Here is a 15,873-nt window from a genome sequence, read left to right as displayed (position 1 = left end):
AACGCCCTTTGCTGACGGGTCTTAACGGAATATCATCCCTGAAAAAACTATTATCGGCCCATCGCCCGGCCGGGGAGGCAGCATGCGTCTTACATGTCCGAATTGCGGTGCGCAGTACGAAGTTCCTGACGAGGTTATCCCCGAGGAAGGTCGTGACGTGCAGTGTTCCAACTGCGATCAGACCTGGTTTCAGCCCAAGCACCCTGAAGGATCTGTAACCGCGCCAGTCGAAGACGCCGAAGCGCCGGAACAGGAACAGGTTGAAGCGGCGGATCAGCCGACAGAAGAGCCTGAGACCACAGAAGCGGTCACCTCTGACGTTGCGGACACTTCGGCATCTACGGGCAACGTCGATCCGTCAGTTGCCAATATTCTTAAAGAAGAAGCCGAGCGCGAGGCGGAGTTGCGTGCGCAGGAAGGCAGCAACCTGGAAAGCCAGCCCGATCTGGGATTGGATCAACCGCCAGAGCCCAAGGTCAAGCCCAAGCGACCAGCCGCCTCGGAGACCGCTGTTGACGCTGGTCAAAAAGATGCGCTTCCGGATGTCGAGGCGATCAATTCCAGTATGCGCACGGATGAGACAGAAGACGCAGGACCCGCCCCGCGCAAATCAGGCGGGTTCCTTCGCGGATTTGCGCTGATGCTGATCATCGGCGTGGTTCTGTACCTGATCTACGGCAACGCGCAGCAGATCGGCGAAGCCGTGCCACAGGCTGACCCACTGCTCAGCTCATATGTGTCCTTGGTGGATCAGGCCCGCATCTGGCTTGAAGCTCAGGCTGGCGCTCAGAACTAAAGTTAAAACCGCTCCAACAGACGTTTGAGGTATTCCAGCTCAATCTCGGGGCGGTCCGTTTCTCCGGTCCGGCGGCGGATTTCATCCAGTAACTCGCGCGCCCGGCGATAAACGTCTTCGCCCTGCAGCAGGTTTTCGTCAGTTGAGATCGAACCACCGGCCCCCGGGTTGCGGCCCAGAGGATCGCGATTGTTGGCTTGCGCCTCGCCTTCCTGTGTACCCTGACCCGGCTGGTTTTGCTGGTTCTGGGCCATGGCCTCTCCTAGTGAACGCATCCCCTCGCGCAGCGCTTCCATGGCTTCGGACTGACGATCGATGGCTTCGGCCAGATCATCCCCGCGCAGGGCCTGTTCCGCCTCGTCCATGGCGCGACCGGCGCGGCCAAGCGCATCCCGGGCCGCGTCGCCTTCAGGTGTACCGGCGCCGGGCAGATTTTGCTGCTGGCGGTTCAGTTCATTGCGCAGGGCCTGCTGACGGTCCGCCAGTGATCCCTGCCCCTGCTCGCCCTCTCCGGCCTGATCCGAGCCTTGGCCCTGACCACCCTGGCCTTCGTGGCTTTGCCCCCGGCCAAGCCCGCCATTGCGGCCTTCATTGCCCTGACTTTCACCGGATTGCGCACCGGGGTTGAACTGTTCTTGCAAGTCGCGGAACGCCTGATCGCTCAGACCTTGCTGTTCGCGCAGGGTTTCAGCCAGACCTTCCATCGCCTGCTGCCCTTCGGATTGTTGGCCTTGCCCCTGACCCTGGGTCACGCGCATGTTTTCCATCATCTGCTGGAACTCTTCCAGCGCCTGCTGGGCCTCGGCCATCCGACCTTGCTCCATCAGCTCCTGAATGCGGTCCATCATGCGCTGCAGGTCATCCTGCGTCATCTGTAGGGATTCACCGCTCTGTCCGGGCTGGTTTTCGCCTTCCTGACCATTCTGCTGAGCAAGACGTTGTAGCTGCTGCAGGTAATCCTGCGTCGCTTCGCGCAACTCTTGCATAAGCTCGGCGATTTCTTCGTCGCTGGCCCCGTTTTGCATCGCTTCGGTCAAACGCTCTTGTGCGCGCCGCATACGTTCCAATGCGTCCGCCAAGGTGCCATCCTCGATCAACACGGCAAGCTCCCACAGGGCTTGCGCGATCTCTTCCTGCTGCTCCGGGTTCAGCGCTCCGTAGGTCTGGAAGGCTTCCAGCCGCCGTAAGGCCACCCGCAAGCGCAGGTAAGCAGTGTCCGACCGGAACAGATCCTCTGGCAGATGAGAGACAGCCCGCAAAAGCTGTGCCACGCGCGGTGCGTTGGAACGCGACCAGAGCAGATCACGCCGCTGTTCGATCACCGCTGCCGCCAGCGGGTCAAAGAATTGACGGGCTGGCAAGGCAGTCATAAAAGGCTCGGACGCAGACTGCTGATCTGCCGCATCCACGGCCATCAACGTGATCTTCACTGGCAGATGGGCCCAGGGGTGCTGTGAAAAATCTTCGATCAGATCTTCGCTGAAATCCGCACGGTCACCGGTGATCGGCATTGGCAATTCGATCTCAATCACCTCTCGCGGCTCAGGCTTGATCGTCAGGCCATGACGGCGATCCACCGCCGCCAGATCCAATTCGATCCGGGCTGATCCCGAGACTACGCCATAATCGTCGCTGGCGACATAGGGCAGCTTCATTTGCCCGCCCGCCTCGGCTTTGGCAGATCCGGCAACGGCGATCTTTGGTGTTGCATCGTCGATGACCTGCACGGCCCATTCGCGGCCTGCAGGGCCATCAATGCGCATTTGGCCTGAACGTTCAGCCACGAACTCCTGTTCGGGATCGATTGCAGCCTCAGTCCCCAAGGTCGAACTGTTCTCGGTCAGGCTATGTGCGCCGACCTCACCATACATCCGCAAGGTAATGCGGCTGCCTTTCGGGACTGACAGCTCTGTATCGGCTTGATCCGCAAGATACAGCGTTGGCAGGCCGGTGTATCTTGGGGGTTCAACCCAACCTTCCCATGTCGGGCCTTGCCCCGCATTTGCGGTTCCGGGCGCCATATCGGCCACCGAACCTACGCGCCACAAAGAGCCAAACAGAACCGCCACCACAAAAGCCAACAGCGCTGCATAGCGCAGCGCGTAAGGATCACGCGACGCCAGCCGCAAGTCAGGTTTGGCGGGTGCAGCAGCTGCAGCGCGCTGCGCCATCCGGTCTTTGTGGGCCTGCCACAGTGCGACCGAGTCCTGATCTGTGGACCCAATCGCTTGATCATCCATCAAGGCTTGTATCGGGCGACCGGGCAGCGTCTCATCCAACCGCATGAGCGCATCTGCACGAGACGGCAGGCTAACTCTTCTCAACCCCCAAACACCCGCCACAACGATCGAAATCAACGACAGCGCGCCCGCGCCCCAAACGACCTCAACGGCAAATTGGTCTTGCAGACCCAGCATCAGCGCCGCAAGCAGGACCATCAGGATCGAGAACAGCGGCCAGAACGCACGCAATACCTGTTCAGCCACCATGCCCATGTGGGTCAACCACAAGGACAGGCGCGGAATGGGCAGGTTTGATCTGTTGGTCACGGCGGGCCTCCGGGGTTGGGCCCGCGCGGTTATCGCATCAGAGCCACGAAGGTATGGTATCGCGGTTTATGATTTCGTCAAAGCTTGGCCGTTCACGAATGACTGCAAATTGATCACCATTCACCAAAACTTCGGGGATCAGCGGGCGGGTGTTGTATTCGCTGGCCATAACCGCTCCGTACGCGCCTGCGCTGCGGAAGGCGATCAGATCCCCTGATTTCAAAGGCGGCATATTGCGCTGCTTGGCAAAGGTATCCCCCGATTCGCACACGGGGCCCACTATGTCATAGGGTTGCTGTTCAACCCCGGCCGCCGGTTCCTGTACCGCAACGATGTCGTGATGCGCCTCGTACATCGCCGGGCGGATCAGATCGTTCATGGCTCCGTCCAGGATCAGGAAATCCCGACCTTCGCCAGACTTCACGTAAATCACCTTGCTGACCATCAACCCGGCATTGCCCGCGATCAGGCGGCCCGGCTCGATCTCGATCTCGCAGCCCAGATGGCCGAGTGTTTTCTTGATCAGGGCGCCATATTCCACCGGCAACGGCGGCGCGTCATTCGAGCGGGTGTAGGGGATGCCCAACCCGCCCCCAAGATCGAGGCGGCGTATGTTGTGACCTTCAGCGCGCAACTGTTCGGTCAGTTCAGCAACCTTGGAATAGGCCAACTCGAAGGGCTCAAGTTCGGTCAATTGCGAGCCGATATGGACGTCGATCCCGATCACCTCCAGCCCCGGCAGGCTGGCGGCATGTGCATAGACCTCGGAGGCGCGCGCAATCGGAATGCCGAACTTGTTTTCGGACTTGCCGGTCGCGATCTTGGCGTGGGTCTTGGCATCCACGTCAGGGTTCACCCGAACAGTGATCGGCGCAACAACGCCCAGCTCTAGTGCGACCGCGTTGATCACGTCCATCTCTGGCTCGGATTCAACGTTGAACTGGCGGATTCCACCTGTCAGTGCGGTGCGAATCTCGTCCGCCGTTTTACCGACACCCGAAAAGACGATCTTGTCGCCTGAAACGCCTGCAGCTTTGGCGCGCAAGTATTCCCCGCCCGAAACCACGTCCATTCCTGCACCCGCCTGTGCCAGGGTCTTCAAAATGGCCTGGTTGCTGGCCGCTTTCATCGCGTAGCAGACCAGATGATCGGTGCCGTCCAGCGCATCATCAAACAGCTTGAAGTGACGCAGCAGTGTCGCCGTCGAATAGACGTAAAAAGGGGTTCCGACCGCTGCAGCGATTTCGGAAACAGGGACATCCTCGGCGAAAAGCGCGCCGTCGCGGTAGAGAAAATGATCCATACCCGCGCGCTTAGACCAGAAGGCGACTGCGGATCAATGGATTCCGCACTCAGCGTCCTTGTTAATTTGTGGTGGAAACACCCACACGGCCATAGCCAGAGATTGAAATGCCGCTGCCAGATTGCTTGGGCTCTGCCGCAGGCTCGGGGCGTCGCGCGGAGGAAGGTTCACATGCCGCCAGTGCCGCAAATGCCAAAATCAGTCCAACTGTTCTCATGTCAGTGTCTTTTCGTTGAGAGAATCGACGCGTTGTTGCACGCGTCCTAAGTGGGGTAACGGGCCTATGTGCGCAATATCAAAAGGTTCAGAACCCTAGATAGATACCCAGCGGCCCACGGCTAAGGCCAACGCCCCCTGCAACATAGGTCCCGCTGGTGCCGACCCCAATCGTGGCGCTGGCTGTAGGTTGAACTGCAGTGGGCTGCGACGGCTCACCATCGGCCCCGCATCCGGCCAGTATCAGGCCGGACATCACGATCGCCAGCGCACGAACAGCTGTCATCACACCATCGCCTTCCATCGTTCGATCTGGGCACGCACCTGATCGGGGGCCGTGCCGCCGTAAGACTGGCGCGAGTTTACCGAGTTTTGCACGGTAAGAACAGAATAGACGTCATCGGTGATATCTTCGTGAACCGATTGCATGTCCTCCAGCGTCAGGTCAGGCAGATCGCAGCCTTTGCTTTCGGCCATGGCCACCAGCGACCCGGTTACATGATGCGCATCGCGGAATGGCAGGCCCAGAACCCTCACCAACCAGTCAGCCAGATCGGTGGCGGTCGAGAAACCGGACCCGGCAGCAGCAGCCAGGCTATCTTGATTGGCGGTCATATCCTTGACCATGCCTTCCATCGCAGCCAGCGCCAGCATCCAGTTATCGGCAGCGTCAAAGACCTGTTCCTTGTCTTCCTGCATGTCCTTGGAATAGGCCAGCGGTAGGCCCTTCATCACCATCATCAGCGCGGTGTTGGCCCCATAGATACGCCCCACCTTGGCGCGGATCAGCTCGGCCGCGTCAGGGTTCTTTTTCTGCGGCATGATCGACGAGCCGGTCGAGAACCGGTCGGACAGTGTCACAAAACGGAATTGGGCCGAGGACCAGATCACAAGCTCCTCGGCAAAACGCGACAGGTGGACGGCGCAGATAGACGCGGTCGACAGGAACTCCAAGGCAAAGTCGCGGTCGCTGACAGCATCAAGCGAGTTTGCAGCGGGGCGATCAAAGCCCAGCGCCTCAGCTGTCATATGGCGGTCGATGGGAAACGAGGTCCCGGCTAGCGCGGCAGCCCCCAGCGGGGATTCGTTCATGCGCGCACGGGCATCGCGGACACGGGACAGGTCCCGGCCAAACATTTCGACATAGGCCATCATATGGTGGCCCCATGTTACCGGCTGCGCGGTTTGCAGGTGCGTGAAACCGGGCATCACCCAATCGGCCCCGGCCTGGGCCTGCGCCAAAAGCGCGCGGATCAGGGCCAAAAGGCCCGATTCCGCCGCGTCCAACTGATCCCGCACCCAAAGTTTGAAATCGGTCGCCACCTGGTCATTGCGCGAGCGGCCTGTGTGCAAACGGCCAGCGGGCTCACCAATCACCTCTTTCAGGCGCGCCTCGACATTCATGTGAATGTCTTCCAGTGCGGTCGAAAACTGAAACTCCCCGTTCTGGATTTCTGACAAAACGGTGAGCAGCCCTTCCCGAATAGCCTCGGCGTCACTATCACTTATGACGCCTGTGGCAGCCAGCATGGCGGCATGGGCGCGCGAGCCTGAGATGTCCTGGGCTGCCATCCGCTGATCGAACCCGATCGAGGCATTGATTGCCTCCATGATCGCGTCTGGACCGGCGGCAAAGCGGCCGCCCCACATCTGGTTCGAGGATTGATCGGTCATGTAAGAAAACCCGGAGTTGATATGCGCCTATTTCGTCTGATCCCCCTTTATATGGCCCTTGCGCTGGGTGCAAACGCCGCTTTGGCGACCGATGCGGAAACGCTTGCCCCCCTGCGGGAAGACAGTCTGAAACGCCTGATCCTGCATAAGGAACCCAAACCCGCCAAATCCATTGAATTCCAGCTAGAAGATGATGGCGGCGTCGGTACGCTTGCGGATTACGAAGGCAAATACGTGCTGCTGAACTTCTGGGCCACATGGTGTGCGCCCTGCCGCAAAGAGATGCCACAGATCGCGGAGCTTCAGGAAGAGTTCGGAGGCGATAAGTTCCAGGTCCTGACACTGGCCACCGGTCGCAACTCTCCTGCCGGGATCACCAAGTTCTTTAAAGAAAATGGCATCAAAAACCTCCCGCGTCATCAGGACCCAAGCTCAGCTGCTGCACGGGAATTCGGCGTGATCGCGCTGCCCATTACAGTCATCCTGGACCCTGAAGGTCAGGAAATTGCCCGCCTGATCGGCGATGCTGAATGGAATTCGGACAGCGCCAAAGCAATTATTTCGACGCTTGTGGAAGCCAATAGCTGACGCCTGCGCAGCTTTCCCCTGTTTGTGCTACACTTGAACCGGCCCAAATGGGTCGGTTTTCGTTTGTAACCTTGTGGGAAGGAGGCTGCGATGAAACCGGTGGTTCTTTTGATTGGGAAGCTGCCAAACGTGATCGGCGATGTGGCCAGACAACTGGATCACTTGCCGATTCAATGGCTGGGCGCGCATGACACGGACGAAGTCCGAAAGCAGTTGGATGCCGAACCTCGGATCACCAGCGCCATTTTGGGGGCAGGTCTGGATGACACGATTCGCGGAGAGATGGTTGGCATCATTGCCGCCCGTCGTCCGGATATCTGCATTCACCTTAAGGATCGGGCATCAGGCCCTGATGGGCTGGTGCCCTTTGTCCAACGTGTTGTTCAGTACGAAGTTCTGGAACGTCTGGAACGTACCTGACGCAACGCCACCTTTGACAGCCCCAACGCGTCTTTGCAGGGTGTCCGCAGGAGGATGGGATGCCGTTGGAAATACTATTGGTTCTGGTGGTCGGAGGAATCGCCGGAATCACATTGCTTTTGCATCTGACGGGCCGCTCAGAACCTTTTGTGCTGACACCCGAAACCGCACGCGCGCAATGGCTGCGGCATGCACCGGACGACACCATCATTGATGTTACGATCTCGAATGACCGCCACGCGGCACTGGTGCGTACCGAAACCGGCGCAGGGCTGCTGTGGTCCTTCGGTGCCGACACTGTGGCCCGGCACTTGCTGGATTTCGATTGGATCGAACACCCCGAAGGCTTTGAAATCCAGTTTCACGACTTCGGCACCCCCGGCACTCTTATCCACCTGGACGAAATAGAGCGCGCCCACTGGCGTCACCTGATGGAGCCCGAATGACCGACCAGATCAGTTTCCCCGATGCCGTTCAGTGGGCGGTTCCCTTTTTTGTGGCCGCGATTTTGGCGGAATTTTTGTGGATCGCCGTCAAAGGCAAAGGCGGGAGATACGAAACGCGTGATGCAGTAACCTCGCTCATCATGGGCGCAGGTAATATCGCGTCCGGGTTTCTGCTGGGCTTCATTGCGTATGGCTTTTTCATGTGGCTGTGGCAGATCACACCGCTGGATCTCGGCACGTCGATCCCGGTGATCATTCTGTGCTTTGTGCTGGACGATTTCCGTTACTACTGGGTGCACCGTTTTGGCCACCGCATCCGCTGGGTTTGGGCAAACCACGTCAATCACCACAGCTCACAGCATTACAACCTGACCACCGCTTTGCGGCAGCCGTGGACTTATACTTTCACGCTGATGATGGTCGTGCGCGCGCCATTGATCCTGATCGGGTTCCATCCGGCCATGGTCCTGTTTGTCGGTGGATTGAACCTGATCTATCAGTTCTGGATTCACACCGAGGCCATCGGAAAGATGCCCCGCTGGTTCGAAGCCATTATGAACACGCCCAGCCATCACCGCGCGCATCACGGCCGGAATGCGCGCTATCTGGATTGCAATTATGCGGGCGTCTTCATCATCTGGGACAAGATGTTCGGGACCTTTGTCCCAGAGCAGGAAAACGACCGGGTCGATTTCGGACTGGTTCACAATATCGGCACATTCAACCCGTTGCGCGTCGCCTTTCACGAATGGGTCGGAATCTGGCGTGACGCGACCCAGCCCGGTCTGACACTACGTCAACGGCTTGCTTATTGCTTTGCCCCGCCGGGATACAGCCACGATGGCAGCCGCGACAGCTCGGAACAGATCAAAGCCAAACACCTGGTCCGTCATCCGGAAGATCGCGGAACGCCCGGGTTTGAGCGTTTCGATGAAAAACTGCCCACTGGACAGGCAGAGCAGGTCTGACACCAGCGAGCGCACACCCTTCGCTCTTGAAATTCAGGCTTTGGGGGCTATATCGACACTCATCTGTAGTCAAAGAGTGAACGAGGGTCGGCATGAACCGTTTGGCAGTCATTTCAACCTATGTCGGTTTGTCCGGCCTTTTGCTCGCGATGGTTACAGCGTTGAACAGCACTGCACCGGCATGGATCGCCTTGGGCTTTGCTTTGATGGTTACAGGCGTATTAGGAGCGGTGCTGAGTGCAGCGTCGTCCCTTGCCCGCGCTTGGAGCATCTCTCGATAAATCCTGAATCTGCTGGCTCCTTAACCGCAGATTCATCTGTTTACCCCGAAACTGTGTCGAAACACCTGCCCCGGACATACTGTCTGTCACGGGCTGATGGGAATCGGCGCTATGGGAAACAAGAAACAACTTAATGTGCCCGATGGGTCAGAAAGCCCGCTGAACGCTGCGGTGTCGACACGTGATCGTTCGATTGTTCAGATGGCAACCGAAGCGGTGAAGCACAAACAGTGCAAGCTGGCATTTCAACCTGTCGTGCAGGCAAACGCTCCTAATGGCGTTGCGTTTTATGAAGGGTTCATTCGTGTGCTGGACGAAACAGGGCGGGTTATTCCCGCCCGCGAGTTCATGCCGCAACTCGAAAACACCCCGATTGGCCGGGATCTGGATTGCGTTGCGCTGGAATTTGGGTTGCGCACACTGGTGAGAAACCCTGAGATCAGGCTTTCGATCAATATGTCCGCCCGCTCGATCGGGTATTCCAGGTGGTCGGCGACCCTGGATCGGTTCTTAAAGCGTGACGCCGCACTGGGCGAACGGCTAATCCTTGAAATTTCGGAAAGTTCGGCCATGCAAGTGCCGGAACTGGTCATCGATTTCATGGACCGCTTGCAGGATCGCGGCATTGCCTTTGCATTGGACGATTTCGGTGCCAGTAATTTTTGCTTTCGCCATTTTCGCGAGTTCTTGTTCGATGCCGCCAAGATTGATGGGCAGTTTGTCAGGGGGATCAGCAACAACCCCGACAATCAGACACTGGTGCGCGCTCTGATCGCTGTCGCCCGTGAATTTGAAATTCTGATCACCGCCGAATCGGTTGAAACACAGGACGACGCCGCGTTTTTGACGTCCAGCGGCGTGGATTGCCTGCAAGGCTACCTGTTTGGCGCGCCAAGTGTCGCTGCCCCCTGGAAACAGGAAAGCGTTTCAAAAACAGGAAGTTGACCTTGGGTCAGTCGGCAAAAATCGTGCATTTTCAACGCTGAGACAAGCTGTCCGTTGCTGCAAGTGCAGCATTACGCTATTGCATGAGTACTTGAGCGGGGAACACGGGGCGCTCTTGTTTCGGGGGGCTCCTCTCGACCTGCGCCGTCAGAACTTCCGCTGGCCCATGACGGTAAAGGACTGATCATATGACCAACGTAGTAATCGCATCCGCCGCACGTACAGGTGTCGGCAGCTTCAGTGGTTCGTTTGCGAACACCCCAGCACATGATCTGGGCGCCGCCGTCCTGGAAGCTGTTGTCGAACGTGCCGGCGTGGACAAAGGCGAGGTTAGCGAAACCATCATGGGTCAGGTTCTGACAGCCGCCCAAGGACAGAACCCTGCACGCCAGGCGCACATCAACGCCGGTTTGCCGCAGGAAAGCGCAGCCTGGGGCATCAACCAAGTGTGTGGATCGGGTCTGCGCGCTGTCGCGCTGGGTGCCCAGCACATCCAGTTGGGTGACGCTGAGATCGTTGCCGCAGGTGGCCAGGAAAACATGACCCTTTCACCCCACGCCGCCGCTTTGCGTGCAGGCCACAAGATGGGTGACATGAAGTACATCGACACCATGATCCGCGACGGTCTGTGGGACGCCTTCAACGGCTATCACATGGGTCAAACGGCCGAGAACGTTGCCGAAAAATGGCAGATCAGCCGCGACATGCAGGATGAATTTGCTGTTGCTTCACAGAATAAGGCCGAAGCCGCCCAGAAGGCAGGCAAGTTCGCGGATGAGATCGTGCCCTTCACCATCAAGACCCGCAAGGGCGATATCGTGATGGACAAGGACGAATACATCCGCCACGGCGCAACCATGGAAGCCATGGCCAAACTGCGCCCGGCCTTCACCAAGGATGGTTCGGTCACTGCAGCGAACGCCTCGGGTCTGAATGACGGCGCGGCGGCGACCCTGCTGATGTCCGCTGAAAATGCCGAGAAACGCGGGATTGAGCCTTTGGCCCGCATCGCGTCCTACGCAACCGCCGGTTTGGACCCGTCGATCATGGGTGTTGGCCCGATCTACGCCTCGCGCAAGGCGCTGGAAAAGGCAGGCTGGTCGGTTGACGATCTGGATTTGGTTGAGGCCAACGAAGCCTTTGCTGCGCAAGCCTGCGCCGTGAACAAGGACATGGGCTGGGATCCGTCGATCGTAAACGTCAACGGCGGCGCTATCGCCATTGGCCACCCGATCGGCGCGTCGGGCTGCCGTGTCCTGAACACGCTTCTGTTCGAAATGAAGCGCCGGGATGCCAAGAAGGGTCTGGCGACCCTCTGCATCGGTGGCGGCATGGGTGTCGCGCTGTGTGTGGAGCGGGACTAAGTGCACTGAAACCTAAATATCAAAGGGCGTCCGTCGGACGCCCTTTTTTGTTACAAAAGGCTCATACCCCTTGGATGCGACGATATTGCCACCCGAAAAAATCAGATCCATGACGAAACAATATTGCGCACGATCACCTCTCAGAGTAACAGCATTACCAAGACGACTAAAATTGAAGGAGTCATAAATGGCACGTACAGCACTCGTCACCGGCGGTTCCCGCGGCATTGGCGCAGCAATTTCCAAGGCGCTCAAAGCCGAAGGATACAATGTTGCCGCCACCTATGCAGGCAATGACGAAGCCGCCGCGAAGTTCACCGAAGAAACCGGTATCAAGACCTATAAGTGGAACGTCGCAGATTATGACGAATCCAAAGCGGGCATCGAAAAAGTCGAAGCCGAGGTTGGCGCCATCGACATCGTTGTCGCCAACGCGGGTATCACGCGTGACGCGCCGTTCCACAAAATGACACCCGATCAGTGGAAAGACGTGATCGACACCAACCTGACCGGTGTGTTCAACACCGTACACCCCGTCTGGCCTGGCATGCGCGAGCGTAAGTTCGGTCGCGTGATCGTCATCAGCTCGATCAACGGTCAGAAAGGTCAGTTTGCTCAGGTGAACTATGCCGCGACCAAAGCTGGAGACCTGGGCATCGTAAAGTCCTTGGCGCAGGAAGGTGCGCGCGCGGGTATCACAGCCAACGCGATCTGCCCCGGCTACATCGCAACTGAAATGGTCATGGCCGTACCGGAAAAGGTCCGCGAATCCATCATCGGCCAGATCCCGGCAGGTCGTTTGGGTGAGCCCGAAGAAATCGCACGCTGTGTGGCGTTCCTGGCCTCGGACGATTCCCAATTCATCAATGGCTCGACCATCTCGGCCAACGGTGCGCAGTTCTTCGTCTGATCCATTTATCAGAAGAAAAAACGGGCCGGTCCTTTTGGACCGGCCCTTTTTTATCCCGTAAGATCACGCGCGCTGCGATCAGCGGGAACCGAAAATACGTTTCCAAAACTGCCAAACCACACGGCTGCGTTCTTGGTGGGCGCGCAGGATCGCCATCTGGGCGGCGGGATTTGTCGTCATCTCGATCATGGCTGTCTCCTATTCAAATCAGTTTTGTTTGACCTGAGATGAATATGAGGGTTACGTGGTAAAGCTACAAACGAGCTTTCTTGGGTGTTCAGTTAAGATTTACTTCACTATGAGCGACTATCTTCCCCCGCTTACCGCGCTCCGTGCGTTTGACGCCGCGGCCCGGCATATGTCTTTCGCAAAAGCCGCGGCGGAGCTGCATGTGACGCCAGCGGCCCTGTCCTTTCAGATCAAGTCGCTTGAGGAACATCTGGGCCGACCGTTGTTTCGCCGCCTGAATCGGGCCGTAGAGCTGACAGAGGCCGGGCGCGCTCTGGCACCCGGTGCTGCCGAAGGCTTTGCTACATTGCAAGCCGCGTGGCGCGCCGTGCGCAGGCAGGAAGATGACACCAGCCTGACTGTGACCGCCGGTCCCGCACTAACAGCCAAATGGCTGGCACCGCGGCTTTACGAGTTTGCCCGCGCACACCCTGAGATCGATCTGAAGTTCTCGGCTACTCTGCGCAATATGGACCTTGAGCGGGACGATGTGGATGTCGCCATCCGCTTTGGCAATTCCGCGGACGAAGGGCTGTATTCCGTCCCTGTGCGAAAGGAATGGCTAACCCCGGTCATGACACCGGAACTGGCAGAACAATTCGCCACTCCGGAAAGCCTACGGCACGCCCCGTTGATCCATGACGATTCGATCAATTTCCTGACCCCGCCCTGCGACTGGCCTGCTTGGTTCCGTGCAGTAGGGATCGATTTCACCCCGACCCATGGCGCGCATTTTTCGAATGCCGATCACGCGATTGATGCCGCCGTCGCAGGAGTTGGTGTGGCGCTTGGACGACGCGCCATGATTCTCAAGGACTTGACCGAAAGCCGTTTGGTCGCGCCGTTCAAAGTGGCTTTGGAAACACAGGGGCGGTTCCGGTTTCTTTGCCTTCCAGGGGCCGAGAAGAAACCTCAGATCGAGGCGTTTCGCGATTGGTTTCTGACCGAGATTGAAAAAACCGCGCATATATCGGATGAGTTCAAGATCATACCGATTGAAGAGGTTTCCAACCGATGACCAAAATGCGCGCAACGGCCATCGGTTTTGTGGCCGTCTTGCTGTGGGCTTTGCTGGCTTTGTTCACGGTCGGCTCTGCTCCCACGCCGCCCTTATTGCTGAACACAATTTGCTTTACGATTGGTGGCACGCTTGGATTGATCTGGGCCGCTGCCACAGGCGGGTTGAGCAGTTTGAAACGCGTTCCCTGGACCACCTACTTGTTTGGAGCCTTGGGTTTGTTCGGGTATCACGCCCTTTACTTCTCCGCCCTGCGCATGGCCCCAGCCGCCGAGGCTGGGCTGATCGCCTATCTCTGGCCTTTGCTCATCGTGCTCATGTCGGGATTGCTGCCGGGCGAACATCTACGTGTTGGGCATATGATTGGTGCCTGTCTTGGATTTGCAGGGGCCGCCGTAATTATCGCAGGTGGCGGCGGCGCAGGCTTTCAAGCCCAACACTTGCCCGGATATGCATTGGCCCTGCTCTGCGCTCTGACATGGTCAGGCTATTCCGTTCTGTCTCGTAAGCTGGGCGACACGCCCACCAGTTCGGTCGCAGTGTTTTGCCTTGCAGCCGCACTGGCGTCTGGCCTGCTGCATGTGGCTTTGGAAGACACAGTGTTTCCGGTCACGCCCCTTGGCTGGGCCTCGGTTCTGGCGCTTGGCCTTGGGCCTGTCGGGCTTGCATTCTATGTGTGGGACATCGGGGTCAAGCAAGGCGACATTCAAATGCTGGGAACCTCGTCTTACGCGGCCCCTTTGTTGTCAACGCTGGCTTTGGTTGTGGCCGGGATCGCCGCCCCATCCTGGGGGCTTGCGATCGCGGCCTTGTTGATCACCGGCGGGGCCCTGATCGCGGCCCGCGCCAGCCTGAAATCTTAGGCAGACAGGCGTTCGATCTCTTCCTTCAGTTTAAGCTTTTGTTTCTTCAACTGAGCAATATGGAGATCATCAATGCCCGGCGAGCGTTGGGCTTGTTCCACTTCGAGACCGAGAGATTCGTGCTTTTTCTTCAGTTCCGTCAGATGTGCGCTCACGCTCATTGCGATCCTCCTTGTTTACGTGTCTGTAGTTCACGTAAGAAGTTGAGCACATCGTTTCCACCCTGTCACGCTGCACAAGCACAGAATCTGTAATAAATCCGACAAAATCGGCTGGTCATTGCCGATTGACGTCAGAACCGAGGCAATGGGGCGGCTTGCCGAAGCACCGCAGAAACCTGCTCGGTATAGCTTTCACCATCCGTTTCATGGCGTTCACCCTTGTGCAGAATCAAAGGTGCGTGGAGGCGAAATGCCGCACGACCGCCTTTGCGCGCCCGTAAAATCACCAGTTCGGTCTCACGACCTGTACGCGCACAAAGGGGCAACACTTCAACCGACCCCAGCCTGCCCGTGCAGGCCACTATCATATCCGGCAGGCGATCTGCCTTTTGGATCATATGCAGATACCCTTGTGGAGCCAGACGTTTGGCCGCCACTGAAATCCAGTCCTGCAAAGGTGTGTCTTCTCCCAACGCGATGCTGCGGCCGGTGTCGTTGGCGCGACTATGTGCTCCGGCCAGGTAATAGGGGGGATTGGCAATGACGTGATCGAACTGACGCTGCCGAATGGCTGTTGGCAAAGCTGTCAGGTCTGCCTCGACCAAATCCAGATCTACACCGTTCATTTCTGCGTTCCGACGCGCCAAATCTGCATAGGCGGGCTGTAACTCGACCCCGGTCAGCTTAAGACCCGGCACCCGAGCGGACAGGCACAGAATAGCGGCCCCCGCGCCACAGCCCAGCTCTAACACCGACTGGCCGGTCCGGGCAGGCACTGACGCGGCCAGAAAAACGGGGTCTACGCCAGCGCGATAACCGGCTTCGGGTTGCAGCAGTCGAACCCGGCCACCCAGGAAATCGTTACGGGTCAGTTCTTTGTCTTCAAAGCGGGTCATCGGCCCAGCGGAATCTCGTTATCGCGCATCACACGTTCGGCGCGAGTCAGATCTTCGGACCGCACCATCAGGCGGCGCGGAAAGATTCCGATACCACCTTCGAGGATGCTCATATTTACGTCCATCTGAAAGCAGTCTATATCCTCGCCTTCAAGAAGAGCGGATGCAAAGGCCAGGATTGTCGGATCGGTACTGCGCAATAGTTCTTTCATGGGGATGGATGTAAGGGCAAGGCGAGGCGGAAGTC

At 58.2% G+C, this 15,873-nt stretch carries 19 protein-coding genes; 11 read left to right on the top strand and 8 right to left on the bottom strand.

Annotation, left to right across the window (positions count from 1 at the left end):
- Nucleotides 1-82 precede the first annotated feature (82 nt).
- Nucleotides 83-796: a zinc-ribbon domain-containing protein gene (locus ACXADZ_RS02225; protein ID WP_475192386.1), complete on the top strand. Its 714-nt coding sequence runs from the start codon at nucleotides 83-85 to the stop codon at nucleotides 794-796.
- A 2-nt stretch (nucleotides 797-798) separates the two neighbouring features.
- On the opposite strand, the gene ACXADZ_RS02220 is transcribed toward ACXADZ_RS02225, so the two are convergent.
- From ACXADZ_RS02220 to argH, 5 genes are all read right to left on the bottom strand, one after another.
- The gene (locus ACXADZ_RS02220) at nucleotides 799-3,291 is read right to left on the bottom strand and encodes a TIGR02302 family protein (protein WP_475198471.1); all 2,493 of its coding nucleotides are present in this window, start codon (nucleotides 3,289-3,291) and stop codon (nucleotides 799-801) included.
- Nucleotides 3,292-3,382: 91 nt separating this feature from the next.
- A complete protein-coding gene (gene lysA / locus ACXADZ_RS02215; RefSeq protein ID WP_475192384.1) occupies nucleotides 3,383-4,648 on the bottom strand; it encodes a diaminopimelate decarboxylase in 1,266 nt (421 codons plus the stop codon).
- Nucleotides 4,649-4,709: 61 nt separating this feature from the next.
- Nucleotides 4,710-4,865, bottom strand: a complete 156-nt coding sequence (locus tag ACXADZ_RS02210; protein ID WP_171179102.1) for a hypothetical protein — start codon at nucleotides 4,863-4,865, stop codon at nucleotides 4,710-4,712.
- A gap of 87 nt (nucleotides 4,866-4,952) precedes the next feature.
- A complete protein-coding gene (locus ACXADZ_RS02205; RefSeq protein ID WP_475192381.1) occupies nucleotides 4,953-5,150 on the bottom strand; it encodes an argininosuccinate lyase in 198 nt (65 codons plus the stop codon).
- Nucleotides 5,150-6,538: an argininosuccinate lyase gene (argH, locus tag ACXADZ_RS02200; RefSeq protein WP_475192379.1), complete on the bottom strand. Its 1,389-nt coding sequence runs from the start codon at nucleotides 6,536-6,538 to the stop codon at nucleotides 5,150-5,152. Before argH ends, ACXADZ_RS02205 begins: the two co-directional genes overlap by 1 nt.
- Before the next feature lie 21 nt (nucleotides 6,539-6,559).
- On the opposite strand from argH, the gene ACXADZ_RS02195 reads away from it, so the two are divergent.
- From ACXADZ_RS02195 to yddG, 10 genes are all read left to right on the top strand, one after another.
- Entirely contained in the window at nucleotides 6,560-7,126 is a 567-nt protein-coding gene (locus ACXADZ_RS02195; RefSeq protein ID WP_475192377.1) for a TlpA disulfide reductase family protein, read from the top strand.
- A 90-nt stretch (nucleotides 7,127-7,216) separates the two neighbouring features.
- Entirely contained in the window at nucleotides 7,217-7,546 is a 330-nt protein-coding gene (locus ACXADZ_RS02190; protein ID WP_475192375.1) for a hypothetical protein, read from the top strand.
- Between the two features lie 59 nt (nucleotides 7,547-7,605).
- A complete protein-coding gene (locus ACXADZ_RS02185; protein WP_171093718.1) occupies nucleotides 7,606-7,992 on the top strand; it encodes a hypothetical protein in 387 nt (128 codons plus the stop codon).
- Nucleotides 7,989-8,960, top strand: coding sequence for a sterol desaturase family protein (locus ACXADZ_RS02180; protein WP_475192373.1), 972 nt, complete (start codon nucleotides 7,989-7,991; stop codon nucleotides 8,958-8,960). Before ACXADZ_RS02185 ends, ACXADZ_RS02180 begins: the two co-directional genes overlap by 4 nt.
- 92 nt (nucleotides 8,961-9,052) lie before the next feature.
- Nucleotides 9,053-9,241 (top strand): hypothetical protein, encoded by a 189-nt coding sequence (locus ACXADZ_RS02175; protein WP_475192371.1) that lies wholly within the window; start codon nucleotides 9,053-9,055, stop codon nucleotides 9,239-9,241.
- 111 nt (nucleotides 9,242-9,352) lie between these two features.
- Nucleotides 9,353-10,186, top strand: a complete 834-nt coding sequence (locus ACXADZ_RS02170; protein WP_475192369.1) for an EAL domain-containing protein — start codon at nucleotides 9,353-9,355, stop codon at nucleotides 10,184-10,186.
- Between the two features lie 188 nt (nucleotides 10,187-10,374).
- Nucleotides 10,375-11,550, top strand: coding sequence for an acetyl-CoA C-acetyltransferase (locus ACXADZ_RS02165; protein WP_171093726.1), 1,176 nt, complete (start codon nucleotides 10,375-10,377; stop codon nucleotides 11,548-11,550).
- 187 nt (nucleotides 11,551-11,737) lie between these two features.
- On the top strand, nucleotides 11,738-12,460 hold the full coding sequence (phbB, locus tag ACXADZ_RS02160; RefSeq protein WP_475192367.1) for an acetoacetyl-CoA reductase: 723 nt from the start codon (nucleotides 11,738-11,740) through the stop codon (nucleotides 12,458-12,460).
- A gap of 298 nt (nucleotides 12,461-12,758) precedes the next feature.
- Nucleotides 12,759-13,706, top strand: a complete 948-nt coding sequence (locus ACXADZ_RS02155; protein ID WP_475192365.1) for a transcriptional regulator GcvA — start codon at nucleotides 12,759-12,761, stop codon at nucleotides 13,704-13,706.
- Nucleotides 13,703-14,569, top strand: a complete 867-nt coding sequence (gene yddG / locus ACXADZ_RS02150; protein WP_171183920.1) for an aromatic amino acid exporter YddG — start codon at nucleotides 13,703-13,705, stop codon at nucleotides 14,567-14,569. Before ACXADZ_RS02155 ends, yddG begins: the two co-directional genes overlap by 4 nt.
- On the opposite strand, the gene ACXADZ_RS02145 is transcribed toward yddG, so the two are convergent.
- The 3 genes from ACXADZ_RS02145 to ACXADZ_RS02135 all read right to left on the bottom strand — a co-directional run bounded on the left by ACXADZ_RS02145 (nucleotide 14,566) and on the right by ACXADZ_RS02135 (nucleotide 15,838).
- On the bottom strand, nucleotides 14,566-14,730 hold the full coding sequence (locus tag ACXADZ_RS02145) for a YdcH family protein (protein WP_083445267.1): 165 nt from the start codon (nucleotides 14,728-14,730) through the stop codon (nucleotides 14,566-14,568). The genes yddG and ACXADZ_RS02145 overlap by 4 nt on opposite strands.
- A gap of 131 nt (nucleotides 14,731-14,861) precedes the next feature.
- On the bottom strand, nucleotides 14,862-15,626 hold the full coding sequence (locus tag ACXADZ_RS02140) for a tRNA1(Val) (adenine(37)-N6)-methyltransferase (protein WP_475192362.1): 765 nt from the start codon (nucleotides 15,624-15,626) through the stop codon (nucleotides 14,862-14,864).
- Complete coding sequence (locus ACXADZ_RS02135; RefSeq protein WP_152456800.1) at nucleotides 15,623-15,838, bottom strand: putative signal transducing protein; 216 nt, start codon at nucleotides 15,836-15,838, stop codon at nucleotides 15,623-15,625. The genes ACXADZ_RS02140 and ACXADZ_RS02135 overlap by 4 nt, the downstream gene beginning before the upstream one ends.
- Between the last annotated feature and the right edge of the window lie 35 nt (nucleotides 15,839-15,873).

This window comes from Ruegeria sp. ABM4_193 (genome assembly GCF_056158705.1).
This window is presented reverse-complemented; position numbering and strand designations above follow the sequence as displayed.

What these genes read in the sequence shown, in the direction of transcription:
- ACXADZ_RS02225 (WP_475192386.1), top strand. Translation starts at nt 83, where the DNA reads ATGCGTCTTACATGTCCGAATTGCGGTGCGCAGTACGAAGTTCCTGAC.
- ACXADZ_RS02220 (WP_475198471.1), bottom strand. Translation starts at nt 3,291, where the DNA reads ATGGGCATGGTGGCTGAACAGGTATTGCGTGCGTTCTGGCCGCTGTTC.
- lysA (WP_475192384.1), bottom strand. Translation starts at nt 4,648, where the DNA reads ATGGATCATTTTCTCTACCGCGACGGCGCGCTTTTCGCCGAGGATGTC.
- ACXADZ_RS02210 (WP_171179102.1), bottom strand. Translation starts at nt 4,865, where the DNA reads ATGAGAACAGTTGGACTGATTTTGGCATTTGCGGCACTGGCGGCATGT.
- ACXADZ_RS02205 (WP_475192381.1), bottom strand. Translation starts at nt 5,150, where the DNA reads ATGACAGCTGTTCGTGCGCTGGCGATCGTGATGTCCGGCCTGATACTG.
- argH (WP_475192379.1), bottom strand. Translation starts at nt 6,538, where the DNA reads ATGACCGATCAATCCTCGAACCAGATGTGGGGCGGCCGCTTTGCCGCC.
- ACXADZ_RS02195 (WP_475192377.1), top strand. Translation starts at nt 6,560, where the DNA reads ATGCGCCTATTTCGTCTGATCCCCCTTTATATGGCCCTTGCGCTGGGT.
- ACXADZ_RS02190 (WP_475192375.1), top strand. Translation starts at nt 7,217, where the DNA reads ATGAAACCGGTGGTTCTTTTGATTGGGAAGCTGCCAAACGTGATCGGC.
- ACXADZ_RS02185 (WP_171093718.1), top strand. Translation starts at nt 7,606, where the DNA reads ATGCCGTTGGAAATACTATTGGTTCTGGTGGTCGGAGGAATCGCCGGA.
- ACXADZ_RS02180 (WP_475192373.1), top strand. Translation starts at nt 7,989, where the DNA reads ATGACCGACCAGATCAGTTTCCCCGATGCCGTTCAGTGGGCGGTTCCC.
- ACXADZ_RS02175 (WP_475192371.1), top strand. Translation starts at nt 9,053, where the DNA reads ATGAACCGTTTGGCAGTCATTTCAACCTATGTCGGTTTGTCCGGCCTT.
- ACXADZ_RS02170 (WP_475192369.1), top strand. Translation starts at nt 9,353, where the DNA reads ATGGGAAACAAGAAACAACTTAATGTGCCCGATGGGTCAGAAAGCCCG.
- ACXADZ_RS02165 (WP_171093726.1), top strand. Translation starts at nt 10,375, where the DNA reads ATGACCAACGTAGTAATCGCATCCGCCGCACGTACAGGTGTCGGCAGC.
- phbB (WP_475192367.1), top strand. Translation starts at nt 11,738, where the DNA reads ATGGCACGTACAGCACTCGTCACCGGCGGTTCCCGCGGCATTGGCGCA.
- ACXADZ_RS02155 (WP_475192365.1), top strand. Translation starts at nt 12,759, where the DNA reads ATGAGCGACTATCTTCCCCCGCTTACCGCGCTCCGTGCGTTTGACGCC.
- yddG (WP_171183920.1), top strand. Translation starts at nt 13,703, where the DNA reads ATGACCAAAATGCGCGCAACGGCCATCGGTTTTGTGGCCGTCTTGCTG.
- ACXADZ_RS02145 (WP_083445267.1), bottom strand. Translation starts at nt 14,730, where the DNA reads ATGAGCGTGAGCGCACATCTGACGGAACTGAAGAAAAAGCACGAATCT.
- ACXADZ_RS02140 (WP_475192362.1), bottom strand. Translation starts at nt 15,626, where the DNA reads ATGACCCGCTTTGAAGACAAAGAACTGACCCGTAACGATTTCCTGGGT.
- ACXADZ_RS02135 (WP_152456800.1), bottom strand. Translation starts at nt 15,838, where the DNA reads ATGAAAGAACTATTGCGCAGTACCGATCCGACAATCCTGGCCTTTGCA.